This window comes from Mesorhizobium sp. CCNWLY176 (genome assembly GCF_037153935.1).
GTDB lineage: Bacteria > Pseudomonadota > Alphaproteobacteria > Rhizobiales > Rhizobiaceae > Mesorhizobium_M > Mesorhizobium_M zhangyense.
The window spans coordinates 28,921-41,716 of sequence record NZ_JBBBDZ010000016.1; the positions used below are offsets into that span (position 1 = coordinate 28,921).

Consider the following 12,796-nt stretch of genomic DNA (forward strand, 5'->3'; position numbering starts at 1 on the left):
CGCCTTATCAGGCGGCGGCACTCAAAAAATCAAAACCGAAACTATTCTGCCTCCGACGGCATGCCTGAACCTTGCGATCTGGCGAATTGTCCGCCGATGCGGAATCAAATTCGAAAATGGCAGGAGCAAGTTTGCCGGGCCACCATTTCGCTCGCTTTGACCAAGAGGTCAACTCACCGCACATTACAGTGTGTTACACACGCACCTTCACATAGCTGCCCGGCGCGTCGCCGAGAGTCTTCGTGTGTTCGCCGGGTATTCTTGCCGGCACCTGTGCAGGGTTTTTCTCGGTGACCCAGTTTTGCCAGTGCGGCCACCAGGAACCCTGGTTTTCCTTGGCTTTCTCGATCCACTGGTCGAATTTTCCGGCCGGCTTTCCGCCGGTCCAGTATTGGTATTTGTTGGCGGCAGGCGGGTTGACGACGCCGGCGATATGGCCCGATCCGGCCATCACATAGTCAACCGGCCCGCCGAAATATTGACAGCCGAGAAACACCGAAAGTGCGGGTGCGATATGATCTTCGCGCGACGCGAGATTGTAGACGGGAATCGTTATATCGCCCAGCGAGATGGTGCGGCCGGCAAGTTCCGTGCGGCCCTGCGACAGGTTGTTTTCCAGATAGCAGTTGCGCAAATAGAACGAATGATTGGCTGCCGCCATGCGGGTCGAATCGGCGTTCCAGTAGAGCAGGTCGAAGGGCAGGGGATCCTTGCCGCGCATGTAATTGTTGACGACATAGGGCCAGATCAGGTCGCCGGAGCGCAGCATGTTGAAGGCCGTCGCCATCTTCGTGCCGTCGAGATAGCCCTTGCCGTTCATCGAGCGCTCGAGCGCGGCGATCTGGTCTTCGTCGACAAACACCTTGAGATCGCCGGCAAAAGTGAAATCGACCTGGGTGGTGAAGAAGGTGACCGACTGGATTCGGTTGTCACCCTCCTGGGCGAGCAAAGCGAGTGCCGCTGCCAGCAGGGTTCCGCCGACGCAGTAGCCGATCGCATTGACCTCTTTTTCGCCGGTGGCGGCTTCAATCGTATCGAGGCCATATTGCAGGCCTTCGCGAATATAGGCTTCCCAGCCCTTAAGGCCGTGGCGTTCGTCCGGGTTGATCCAGGAGATGACGAAGACGGTATGGCCTTGTTCTACCGCCCAGCGGATGAATGATTTCTGCGGGTTGAGGTCGAGTATGTAGAATTTGTTGATCCATGGCGGGCAGATCAGCAGAGGCCGTTTCAGAACCTTTTCGGTCGCCGGTTCATACTGGATGATCTCGGCAACATCGCTGCGCCCGACGACCTTGCCCGGCGTCATCGCCATGTTGCGGCCGATCTCGAACTGCGAGTAGTCGGCCTGCCGGAGCTTCAGGTCGCCCTTGCCGGCGACGATATCCTCGGCCAGCATCTTCATGCCGCGCACGAGGTTTTCGCCGTTGCTCATCACCGTCTCGCGGAAAAGCTCCGGGTTGGTGAGGATAAAGTTCGACGGAGAGATCGCGTTGGAAACCTGCTTAACGTAGAAGCTGGCCTTGTGGCGGGTGTGCTCGTCCAGCCCGTCGGCGTGCTCGACAAGATCGTTCGCCCAGCGCGACGTGACGAGATAGGTCTGCTTGAGGAAGTCGAAGAAGGCGTTCTTGCCCCATTCCGGGTCCTGGAAGCGTTTGTCACCCTTTTCCGGCTTGATGCCTTCCTCGGCGCGTTCACCGGCGCCAGCGCCAGCGCGCTGGATCGCGTTCGACCAGACGTTCATGTAACCCGAAAACAGCCGCGTCTGCGCTTCAAGCGCGCGTGACGGGTCGGAAAGCCAGTATTCGGTGAGCTTGGAGAAGGTCTTGACCATGTCGGCCATCGGCTCGGCCACGCTGTCGCGAACCTCGCCTTTTTCGCGCGGCTCGGCCCATGCCGAGGCAGCCTTGCCCGCCTGCTCGACCATCCGGGCGAGATTCAGCGCGAAGCGTTCCGGGTCCTTGACGAGATATTGCTCGACGGAGGGCGTCGGATCGGCGTCTGTCTTGCCAGAATCGGCTGTCTTCGACATGGTTCGGGCACATCCTCCAAGGCGTATTCTTGACATGTTATCATGGGACGTCGAAAGAGGTCCAACAACGACCCTTCTTCGTGTAATAGGGTCGCAGAGGAAATAATATGACAGAGCTTGATCGCGGCGGCTTTTTTTCCGGATTGCGGATGGTGCTTGCGGGCGCCGGCATCGTGCTGGCGGCGTTGCAGCTTTCGGCCTGCACCAGCATCGAAGAAGGCGTCCCGGTTTCCACGGCAAAGCCTTCCGGCCTTTCCTCCGGTCAGGCCAGCGATACCGGCACATTTCCAAATCTGAACATTCCGCCCAAGGCCGCCAACCAGCAGTTCACGCCGGACCAGAAGACGGCGAAGTTTTCCGAACTGAAGTCGGCGCAAGGGTCGCAGGCCGCTGCCGGCACGGGCAGCGTGCCGAACGACCAGCCTCGGCTGAAGAAGATAGCCGCCACGCACGCAGCCGAGACATTGGCCGAGATCGAAGGCAACTGATGCCTCGACCCGCCCTGTGATTGGGTATATACGCGCGTCACGATTTGATGGCCATTTGCTTGGATTTGTCATGGAAGAGTTTCACAAGATTCGCCGGCTTCCGCCTTATGTTTTCGAGCAGGTCAACCGGCTGAAGGCCAGCGCCCGGTCGCGCGGCGCCGACATCATCGATCTCGGCATGGGCAATCCCGACCTGCCCACGCCGACGGCCATCGTCGACAAGCTGTGCGAAGTGGTGCGCGATCCGCGCACCCACCGCTATTCTTCCTCGCGCGGCATTCCCGGCCTGCGCCGCGCCCAGGCCAACTATTATGCCCGCCGTTTCGGCGTGAAGCTGAACCCGGACACCCAGGTCGTTGCCACGCTGGGCTCCAAGGAAGGCTTCGCCAATATGGCGCAGGCAATCACCGCGCCAGGCGATGTCGTGCTGTGCCCGGACCCGACCTATCCGATCCATGCCTTCGGCTTCATCATGTCGGGCGGTGTCATCCGCTCGCTGCAGGCAAAGCCGGACGACAGCTTCATCCCGGCGCTCGAGCGCGGCGTGCGCCATTCGATCCCGAAGCCGCTGGCGCTCATCCTCAATTATCCGTCGAACCCGACGGCCCATGTCGCCACGCTCGACTTCTACAAGGATGTGGTGGCCTTCGCGAAGAAGAACGACATCATCATCCTGTCGGATCTCGCCTATTCCGAGATCTACTTCGACGGCAATCCGCCGCCTTCGGTCCTGCAGGTACCGGGTGCGATGGACGTCACCGTCGAGTTCACGTCGATGTCGAAGACATTCTCGATGCCCGGCTGGCGCATGGGCTTTGCCGTCGGCAATGAGCGGCTGATCTCGGCACTGACGCGCGTCAAATCCTATCTCGACTATGGTGCCTTCACGCCGATCCAGGTCGCGGCAACCTCCGCCCTCAATGGCGACGGTGCCGACATCGCCGAGGTGCGCGAGGTCTATCACAAGCGCCGCGACGTCATGGTTGATGCCTTTGGCCGCGCCGGCTGGGAAATTCCGGCGCCGGCTGCGACGATGTTTGCCTGGGCGCCGATCCCGGAGCAGTTCAAGCAACTCGGTTCGCTCGAGTTCTCCAAGCTGCTCATCGAGCATGCCGACGTGGCGGTAGCGCCAGGCGTCGGCTTCGGCGAGCATGGCGACGACTATGTGCGCCTCGCACTGGTCGAAAACGAGCACCGCATTCGCCAGGCCGCCCGTAACATCAAGCGCTTTCTGGCGACGACCGCCAAGCAGCCCAACAATGTGGTACCGCTGTCGGCACATCGCTGAGCCGTCGCTGCCAACCATCCAGAATGACCGAGAAGAGGGGCGCTGCCATCATGGCCGAAGCTTTGCGTATTGGAATAGCCGGGCTCGGCACGGTCGGTGCCTCGGTCGTGCGCGTTCTGTCGGAGAAGGCTTCCGAACTCACCCGCCAATGCGGACGCCAGCTGGTGGTGACCGCCGTTTCCGCGCGTGATCGTGCGCGTAACCGCGGTGTCGATGTCGCGGCCGCCAAATGGTTCGACGATCCGGTGGAACTGGCCAGGAGCGCCGATATCGATGTCTTCGTCGAGCTGATCGGCGGCGACGAGGGGCCGGCGCGCGCCTGCGTCAAGGCAGCCCTCGAAGCCGGCAAGCATGTCGTCACCGCCAACAAGGCGCTGCTTGCCAAGCATGGCGTCTCATTGGCCGAGATCGCCGAGAAGAAGGGTGTTCTGCTGAACTACGAAGCGGCGGTCGCCGGCGGCATCCCGATCATCAAGACGATGCGCGAAGCGATGGCCGGCAACAGCGTCACCCGCGTCTTCGGCATCCTCAACGGCACCTGCAATTACATTCTGACGCGCATGGAGGCCGAAGGCCTTTCCTTCGAGGACTGCCTGAAGGATGCCCAGCGCCTCGGCTATGCCGAAGCCGACCCGACCTTTGACATCGAGGGCAACGACACCGCGCACAAGCTGTCGATCCTGACCAGCCTTGCCTTCGGCTGCAAGATTTCCGCCGACGACATCTATATGGAAGGCATCAGCAACATTTCGCAGGCCGATATCCGCGCGGCGGGCGAACTCGGCTATCGCATCAAGCTGCTCGGCGTTGCCCAGCAGACGGAAAGCGGCATCGAGCAGCGCGTCCACCCGACCATGGTGCCAACTGCTTCGGTGATCGCGCAGGTTCATGGCGTGACCAATGCCGTTGCCGTCGAGACTGACATATTGGGCGAGCTTCTGCTGTCCGGTCCGGGTGCGGGCGGCAATGCTACGGCATCGGCCGTGATCGGCGACATCGCCGACATCGCCAAGAGCCGGCCCGGCTTCCAGCACGGCCCCGTCTTCGGCCGTCCGACCAAGGAGTTGAAACCCTACAAACGCGCCAAGATGCGCGCGCATGAGGGCGGCTATTTCATCCGCCTCACCGTGCATGACCGTGTCGGCGTGTTTGCAGCCGTCGCCAAGCGCATGGCCGACAACGACATTTCGCTGGAATCGATCGTCCAGCACGCCACCGGCACCGAGGCGGACGCGACCAAGACGGTCATCCTCGTCACCCACGAGACGACGGAAGCCGCCGTGCGCAAGGCCGTCGATGGCATCACCAAGGATGGTCATCTCACTGACAAGCCGCAGGTTATCCGCATCGAACGCGCCGGCTGAGAGCCGATTCGCTGACACTGCTGGGCATCAAACACCCAGCTTCGCATGGCTTGAACATAGCTTAATCGATTGATGTTTCCCCGTTGGGCAAGAACGGCGCCGGCAGGTCTTGCCCTTGTCATTTCACTTTGACACAAGGGTCCGGCTGCCCGGTCCCGGGCGTTTCAAGATCAAGAACACGGGAATACTCAAACTATGGCGAAAAGCGTTGTCGCCGGTCTCGACCGGATCCTCACCATGGAACTCGTCCGCGTAACGGAGCGCGCCGCGGTGGCGGCTGCACGGCTTCGCGGCAGGGGCGACGAGATGGCTGCCGACCAGGTCGCGGTCGATGCCATGCGCGCCGAACTGAACCGCCTCGCGATCAAGGGCACCGTGGTGATCGGCGAGGGCGAGCGCGACGAAGCACCGATGCTCTATATCGGCGAGGAGGTCGGCTCCGGCGACGGCCCGGAAGTCGATATCGCGCTCGATCCGCTGGAAGGCACGACGATCTGCGCCAAGAACCTGCCCAATGCACTGGCCGTCATCGCCATCGCCGAGAAGGGCAGCCTGCTGTTTGCGCCTGACGTCTATATGGACAAGATCGCGGTTGGACCCGGCTATCCCGATGGCGTCATCGACATTGATGCGACTCCCGAGGAAAACATCAGGAGCGTGGCCAAGGCCAAGGGCGTCCCGGTTTCGGAAGTCACCGCCTGCATTCTCGACCGCCCGCGCCATGCCAAGCTGATCGAAGCCGTGCGCAACACCGGTGCGGCCATCCGCCTGATCGGCGACGGCGACGTTGCCGGCGTCATCCACACCACAGACCCCGACGAGACCGGTATCGACATCTATCTCGGCACCGGCGGTGCGCCGGAAGGCGTACTGGCTGCGGCGGCATTGCGCTGCACCGGCGGCCAGATGCAGGGCCGTCTGATGCTCGACACGCCGGAAAAGGTGGCGCGCGCTGCCAAGATGGGCATTTTGGACCCCGAAAAGGTCTATCGCATCGAGGAGATGGCGCGCGGCGACGTGCTTTTCGCTGCCACCGGCGTCACCGACGGCAACATGCTCGCCGGCGTGAAATTCGGCCGCAACTCGATCACCACCGACACGATCGTCCTGCGGTCCTCGTCCAAGACCGTGCGTGAGATCAAGGCGCGCCATCAGGATCTCGACAAATTCTGAGAGCCTGTTCGCCGACATTGCCGTGCTGCCCTTGGCATTCGCCCGTGAACGCTTATCGTGCGGTCATGGGTGAAGAACTGGGCGGCGCATGACAGCCGAGAAGCGTTACTTTCTGGGCGTCAAGCGCTCCGCGACCGGGCTTGCCTGGGAGCATCGGCTGAGCGAGCGCCAGGAGATGACAGCCCTTGCCATCGCGCAGGGCCACGGCGTGCCCGACATCGTGGCGCGCGTGCTGGCCGGGCGTGGCGTCACGGCTGATGACACCGAGCGCTTTCTCGATCCGACGATCCGCGATCTTCTGCCCGATCCAGCCTCGCTGACCGACATGGAGGCAGCGGCCGAACGCATCGCCATTGCCGTCGTGCGGCGCGAGAAGGTGGCGATCTTCGGCGACTACGATGTTGATGGCGCCGCGTCGTCAGCGCTTCTGAAGCGCTTTCTTGCCCATTACGGCATCGAGGCCGAAATCTACATTCCCGACAGGATTTTCGAGGGTTACGGCCCGAATCCTGAGGCGATGCGCGAACTCGTGTCGCGCGGCGCGCGCCTGATCGTCACGGTCGATTGCGGCACCAACAGTGCGGCCTCCATCGATGCCGCGCGCGAGGCCGGCGCCGATGTCGTCGTGCTCGACCACCATCAGGTCGGCGGGCCGTTGCCGGTGGCGAGCGCCATCGTCAATCCGAACCGCGACGACGATCTTTCCGGGCAGGGACATCTCTGCGCAGCCGGCGTCGTGTTTCTGGCGCTTGTTCAAACGGCAAAGGTGCTGCGCACCAAAAATTCCGGCGTCACCCCGCCCGATCTTTTGTCCATGCTCGATCTGGTGGCGCTGGCGACGGTTTGCGACGTGGTTCCGCTCACCGGCGTTAATCGGGCCTTCGTGGTGAAGGGGCTGCTCGCCATTCGCCAGCAGAAGAACGTTGGCATCGCGGCACTGGCGCGCATCTCGCGCATCGGCGAGCCGATAGGCACGTTCCATCTGGCCTTCCTGATAGGTCCGCGCATCAATGCTGGCGGACGCATCGGCGACGCGGCTCTCGGCAGCCGGCTTCTGGCGACGGACGATCCCGTCGAAGCGGGAAAAATCGCCGAAACGCTGGATCGGCTGAACCAGGAACGGCAGGCTATGGAGCAGGAGATGCTCGCCGAGGCCCGCGCCGAAGCCGATGCCGAGCTTGCCGGCGGCGCCGGTCCTGCGGTGATCGTTACGGCCGGTCCGAAATGGCATCCCGGCATCGTCGGGCTGCTCGCGTCGCGCTTGAAGGACCATGCGCGCCGTCCGGCCTTCGCCATTGCCTTCAACCCAAATGGCGTCGGCACAGGATCGGGCCGCTCGGTCTCGGGCTTCGATCTGGGAAAACTGGTGCGCGAGGCGGCCGAGCGCGGGCTGATCGTCAAGGGCGGTGGTCATGCCATGGCGGCCGGCATCACCGTCGAGCGTGAAAAGCTCGGCGCGCTGCGTGCCTTTTTCGAGGAACGCGCGGCAGCCGATGTGTTTCGCCTGCAAGGCGAGGAAAGCCTGCCAATCGATGCGGCACTGGCCGCGGACGGCGCCACGACCACGCTGCTCGACACGCTGGAAAAGGCTGGGCCGTTTGGCGCTGGCCATGTCGCGCCGGTCTTCGTGCTGCCGCGCCACAAGATCGTCGATGCCCGGCTGGTCGGTTCTTCCCACATCAGGGTCGATCTTCGCTCGGATGGCGGCGGGCGCATTCAGGCGATCGCCTTTCGCGCCCTCGATACGGCTTTGGGAGATTTCCTGTTCAAGAGCCGTGGCGCGACGGTGCACGTCGCGGGCTCGCTGTCGTCGAACTACTGGAACGGTAACAGGACCGCGCAATTCCGCATCATAGATGCCGCGCCGGCCTGATTACACCAGTACGGTCTGCAGCCGTTCAAGCTCCGTGATGTGCGCCTTGGTCGCCTCGTAGCCGAGGCGGATCGCTTCGTCGGCACGATGAAACTCTGAGAGGCCGATATGGCCGAGCTTGGGCTGGATCGACATATCCGGCGGATCGCCCGCCAAACGCGCGCGTGAGATGCGGTCCTGGATGATGTTGAAGGCCTCGACCATGACACCGGTGATGCCGAGGCGGGTTTCCTTTGCGCGCGCTTGCGTGTCCTTGCGGCCTGCGGCGGGCACGTCCTTTTCGATCACCAATTCGCCAGCGTTATGCTTGATCACGGCGGCGCGGCCATAAAGATCGTAGTGCAGATTGACCGCAACGACGAGCGGCTGCTCGTAGGCGCGGCAGACGGAAACCGGAACCGGATTGACCAGCGCGCCATCGACGAGGATGCGCTTGTTGGCGACCACCGGCTCGAACACGCCCGGGAGCGCATAGGAAGCGCGCATGGCGGTGATGAGGGAGCCGTTCGACAGCCAGATTTCATGGCCGGTGCTGATTTCAGCCGCAACGCAGACGAAAGGCTTCGGCAAATCCTCGAAGCGCAGGCCGGACATATGTTCCTGCATGCGCGCGGTCAGCTTCATGCCGCCGAACAACCCGCTGCCGCCGAGATGAAGATCGAGCAGGCCGAAGAAGCGGCGCCTGGTCAGGCTGCGCGCGAAATCTTCGAGTTCGTCGAGTTTGCCGGCGAGATAACAGCCGCCGACGAGTGCGCCGATCGAGGTGCCGGCGATCATGTCGATCTCGATGCCGGCCTCGTCGAGCGCCCTCAGCACGCCGATATGCGCCCAGCCGCGGGCCGCGCCGCCGCCAAGCGCCAGCGAGATGCCGGATTTCTTCTGGGGCTGCGGTTCCTGTATGCCGCCGGACGAAGCGGGGCCATTGGCTTCCCGCACATCGGCTCTATTGCGTAGTGACGCCCACTCGAGCATCGAAATCTCCCATGTCCCACCCCGATGATAGGCATGGGCCGTATCGAAAAGGTGAATCTATGCGACGGTTCAAGTTTAAGTGGTTCACTTGGCGTCTGGATATGTCTTTTTAACGTCGAAAAGCGGCCTGCTGCCATCATCACTTAGGATGGCAACTCCGTCTTTTGCAGCCACGGTCCTGTAAAAACACGAACGCCGGCCGGTGTGACAGGTTGCATCGTGGCCCAACACATTTACGCGAAGCCACACCGCATCCTGATCACAATCGGTACGGATCTCGGCGACGTGCTGCATGTTTCCGGAGGTCTCGCCCTTCTTCCAGAGCGCATTGCGTGACCGCGACCAGTAATGCGCGATACCGGTCTCCAGCGTCAGCGACAGGGCTTCGGCATTCATATGCGCGACCATGAGCAGCATGCCGTCGCGGGCATCCGTCACAACGGCCGTTACGAGACCGTTGGCGTCGAAGCGCGGCGCGAAGGATTTGCCTTCCTCGAGCACTTTCTTGTCCGATGAAACGTCAAATGCGATGGGGGCCATTGCCGGCTCCTTTTTTAGCGGACCCGGCAATCACCTGATTTTGATCAGGAAGAAGCGCCGTTCCGCACCATTGTCACGAACCGGACCTGCTCTTCGGGACTGTCCTTGAAAGCGCCGGTGAAGGTTGAGGTGAGGGTGGTGGAACCCTGCTTGCGAATGCCGCGCATGGCCATGCACATATGCTCGGCTTCGATCATGACGGCAACGCCGCGCGGGTTTAGCACCTCCTGGATGACGCCGGCAATCTGCGCCGTCATCGCTTCCTGCGTTTGCAGGCGATGCGCGAAGATATCGACGACGCGTGCGATCTTGGACAGGCCGACGACCTTGCCATCCGGCAGGTAGCCGACATGGGCCTTGCCGATGATCGGCACCATGTGGTGCTCGCAATGCGAATGGAACTGGATGTCCTTAATCAGGACGAGATCGTCATAGCCGGCCACTTCCTCGAAAGTGCGGCCAAGCTCTTCCGCCGGGCACATATCATAGCCGTTGAACATCTCGCGGAAAGCCTTGGCGACGCGCTTGGGCGTGTCTCGCAAACCCTCGCGGTCGGGATTGTCGCCGGTCCAGCGCAGAAGGGTCAGCACGGCGGCCTCGACCTCGTCCTGCGACGGCCTGTTGGTCTCCGGCTTGTCGAGATATTCTGATTTCGGCATCAATTTCTTGATCACGGCGTCCATGAAGGATGTCTCCCGTAGTCCCTCTCACAGGAGGGACGAGTTGAACGGACCACAGCCTTTTTGCGGGAGTTCGGAAATTCCGGCCCGAAAGCGGCGTGACTTGAGTTCCGTCGGTTCAGCATTGTTGGTCGCCTTGCCGTTAGCAGAACACCAGCATTATATAAGGGCTTGCCGGGCGATTGGAAGATGTACAAACGGCAAAGGCTGTCTGCGAAACGGCGACGGATTGGAAAACAATGATTGACGATGTCTACAATGCGAAAATTCTCGGCTTTGCCGGAAATATCGCCCGTATCGGCCGTCTCGATCATCCAGACGCCACCGCGACCGCTCATTCCAAGCTCTGCGGCTCGACCGTCACCATCGACCTCACAATGGAAAACGGTGTCGTTACCGACTTCGCCCATGACGTAAAGGCCTGCGCGCTCGGCCAGGCCTCGTCCTCGATCATGGCGCGCCATGTCGTCGGTGCAACCGCCGACGAACTGCGCGAAGTGCGCGAGACCATGCGCAAGATGCTGAAGGAAAACGGTGCGCCACCTGAGGGGCGTTTCGACGAACTCAAATATCTCGAGCCGGTGCGCGACTACAAGGCCCGCCACGCCTCGACCATGCTGACCTTCGACGCTGTCGTCGATGCCATCGGCCAGATCGAGAAGAAACACGCCGACGCGGCTTAAATAAACTTCGTCGCCTGCTCGGCTTTCAGCTCCTCCTGAATCCAGTTCGCAAATGCCTGAGTTGCCTCGCTCAGTTCCCTGAAATCCGGCGCAACGAGCCAGTAGGCGCCATAGGGCACCTCGATCGGGAAGGGCATCACCAGTCTCTTCGCCTGCAGGTCCCGGCTGATCAGCGCGATATCGCCGAGCGCGATGCCGTGTCCCAGCACGGCGGCCTGTGTCGCGAGCGCAGAATCGGTGAAAATCGGGCCGCGCTGCGGTGCCATGTCGTGAATGCCCGCTTCTTCGAACCAGCGTGACCAGCCGTTGCGGTTCTCATCGTGCAGCAGGCTGTGATGGCGAAGGTCGCCTGGCGTCAGCAAGGGCGGGCCCGACGCAAGAAGTTCGGGAGACAGCACCGGCGCTACCGAAATGTCGAGCAGGCGCGTGGATTCGGTGCGGGGCCAGGATGTTTCGGTCGCGCTGAAACGGATGGCGATTTGCGCTTCATGGCTGCGGAATTCGATCAGGCGCGGGTCGACGCTCAGCGAGACATCAATATCAGGGCGTAACCGGCTGAAAATATTGAGTCGAGGGACCAGCCATGTGCCCGCGAAGGACGGCTCGACGCTGACGGCCACCGTCTCATGCGGTAGCGCTTCGCGCAGTTCGGTCAGGCGCCGGTCGATGTCGTCGAAGCTCGTCGTCAGTTGTTCCAGCAGGCGCATGCCATTCTCGGTCAGCGAGACGCGGCGGTGATGGCGCTCGAACAGCGCGTAGCCGGTGAACTGTTCGAGTTCGCGAATTTGCCGGCTGATCGCGGCCTGCGATACGAAAAGCTCATCAGCCGCCTTGCTGAAACTCAACAGCCGGCCCGCCACTTCGAAGCTCCGTAAAGCTGTCAGCGGAAGCCGCCCACGCTTCATTTGCATAACCCCAAGTTATCCAAGCGCGAAATTATACTCGTTTGAGGACGAAGTACAGGCGCGGTCTAATCCTTGCGCAACAAGGAGGCTACGGCCATGAACCTTACAAACATCTTCGGCGACGTCATCCGCATCCTGACTTTTCAGACCATGCCGCTGCGTTCCCGGCACGATCGACCGAGCCGCGAGGAGCACCCGGTCGAACTGCGCTACCCGGAGCGGCCCGCGCGGCCTGCGCGCAACGACAGTCTCATCTGAATTGCATGCGACGCGCATGTAGTTGCAAAACAGCGCTGGAAACGACATCTACGACGCTGACGGAGCGTTGAAATAGGCGGATGAGCCACGATCACCACCATGCGCACGCGGCCCGGCCGGTCGCGCGCGGCAGAAACTGGCCCGGCCCCTGGCGCAAGACGCCGGGCCGGGTTTTCGGCACGTCGCTCGTTCGCCTTTACCAGCTCACCCTTTCCGGCTTCGTCGGCAATTCCTGCCGGCATCTGCCGACCTGTTCGGAATATGCTCACGAGGCCATCGCCCGTCACGGCCTGTGGGCCGGTGGCTGGATGGGGCTTTTCCGGGTGATGCGCTGCGGCCCTTGGGGCACGCACGGCATCGACCGGGTACCCGAACGGTTGACCGCGCGGTATCGCTGGTTCACGCCGTGGCGTTACTGGCGCATCGGAAAAATGCCGCAAGACACGCAAAGCTGAACGCTCTCGCCTTTACGGCGCGGCAATCTCCCCCTAAAAGGCCGTCGCTGCCGGACGCATCCGGCAATTTAACCACCCGCGCTCG

General features: G+C 62.1%; 13 protein-coding genes. 8 read left to right on the plus strand and 5 right to left on the minus strand.

What is annotated here, in order from left to right:
- Positions 1-193: 193 nt before the first annotated feature.
- On the minus strand, positions 194-2,032 hold the full coding sequence (locus tag WBQ96_RS22585; RefSeq protein WP_336552549.1) for a PHA/PHB synthase family protein: 1,839 nt from the start codon (positions 2,030-2,032) through the stop codon (positions 194-196).
- 107 nt (positions 2,033-2,139) lie between these two features.
- Here WBQ96_RS22585 and WBQ96_RS22590 point away from each other — a divergent pair, with 107 nt between their 5' ends.
- The 5 genes from WBQ96_RS22590 (at position 2,140) to recJ (ending at position 8,218) form a co-directional block, all read left to right on the plus strand.
- Entirely contained in the window at positions 2,140-2,520 is a 381-nt protein-coding gene (locus tag WBQ96_RS22590) for a hypothetical protein (protein WP_336552550.1), read from the plus strand.
- A gap of 70 nt (positions 2,521-2,590) precedes the next feature.
- Complete coding sequence (locus WBQ96_RS22595; protein WP_336552551.1) at positions 2,591-3,808, plus strand: LL-diaminopimelate aminotransferase; 1,218 nt, start codon at positions 2,591-2,593, stop codon at positions 3,806-3,808.
- 50 nt (positions 3,809-3,858) lie between these two features.
- Complete coding sequence (locus WBQ96_RS22600) at positions 3,859-5,172, plus strand: homoserine dehydrogenase (protein ID WP_336552552.1); 1,314 nt, start codon at positions 3,859-3,861, stop codon at positions 5,170-5,172.
- Positions 5,173-5,367: 195 nt separating this feature from the next.
- Positions 5,368-6,345 (plus strand): class II fructose-bisphosphatase, encoded by a 978-nt coding sequence (gene glpX, locus WBQ96_RS22605; RefSeq protein WP_336552553.1) that lies wholly within the window; start codon positions 5,368-5,370, stop codon positions 6,343-6,345.
- 88 nt (positions 6,346-6,433) lie between these two features.
- A complete protein-coding gene (gene recJ, locus WBQ96_RS22610; protein WP_336552554.1) occupies positions 6,434-8,218 on the plus strand; it encodes a single-stranded-DNA-specific exonuclease RecJ in 1,785 nt (594 codons plus the stop codon).
- On the opposite strand, the gene WBQ96_RS22615 is transcribed toward recJ, so the two are convergent.
- From WBQ96_RS22615 to folE, 3 genes are all read right to left on the minus strand, one after another.
- Positions 8,219-9,190 carry a patatin family protein gene (locus WBQ96_RS22615; RefSeq protein ID WP_336552555.1) on the minus strand — a complete coding sequence of 324 codons (972 nt, stop codon included), beginning with the start codon at positions 9,188-9,190 and terminating at the stop codon, positions 8,219-8,221.
- A gap of 84 nt (positions 9,191-9,274) precedes the next feature.
- Positions 9,275-9,730: a phosphoribosyl-AMP cyclohydrolase gene (gene hisI, locus WBQ96_RS22620; RefSeq protein ID WP_336552556.1), complete on the minus strand. Its 456-nt coding sequence runs from the start codon at positions 9,728-9,730 to the stop codon at positions 9,275-9,277.
- A 44-nt stretch (positions 9,731-9,774) separates the two neighbouring features.
- Positions 9,775-10,413, minus strand: a complete 639-nt coding sequence (gene folE / locus WBQ96_RS22625) for a GTP cyclohydrolase I FolE (protein ID WP_336552557.1) — start codon at positions 10,411-10,413, stop codon at positions 9,775-9,777.
- Between the two features lie 236 nt (positions 10,414-10,649).
- On the opposite strand from folE, the gene WBQ96_RS22630 reads away from it, so the two are divergent.
- Complete coding sequence (locus WBQ96_RS22630) at positions 10,650-11,093, plus strand: iron-sulfur cluster assembly scaffold protein (protein ID WP_336552558.1); 444 nt, start codon at positions 10,650-10,652, stop codon at positions 11,091-11,093.
- On the opposite strand, the gene WBQ96_RS22635 is transcribed toward WBQ96_RS22630, so the two are convergent.
- Positions 11,090-11,998, minus strand: coding sequence for a LysR substrate-binding domain-containing protein (locus WBQ96_RS22635; protein ID WP_336552559.1), 909 nt, complete (start codon positions 11,996-11,998; stop codon positions 11,090-11,092). The two genes, WBQ96_RS22630 and WBQ96_RS22635, sit on opposite strands and share 4 nt — an antisense overlap.
- Before the next feature lie 96 nt (positions 11,999-12,094).
- On the opposite strand from WBQ96_RS22635, the gene WBQ96_RS22640 reads away from it, so the two are divergent.
- Together WBQ96_RS22640 and yidD are read left to right on the plus strand one after the other, a co-directional pair.
- The gene (locus WBQ96_RS22640) at positions 12,095-12,256 is read left to right on the plus strand and encodes a hypothetical protein (protein WP_165114262.1); all 162 of its coding nucleotides are present in this window, start codon (positions 12,095-12,097) and stop codon (positions 12,254-12,256) included.
- Between the two features lie 80 nt (positions 12,257-12,336).
- Positions 12,337-12,711, plus strand: a complete 375-nt coding sequence (gene yidD / locus WBQ96_RS22645) for a membrane protein insertion efficiency factor YidD (RefSeq protein ID WP_336552560.1) — start codon at positions 12,337-12,339, stop codon at positions 12,709-12,711.
- Positions 12,712-12,796 lie beyond the last annotated feature (85 nt).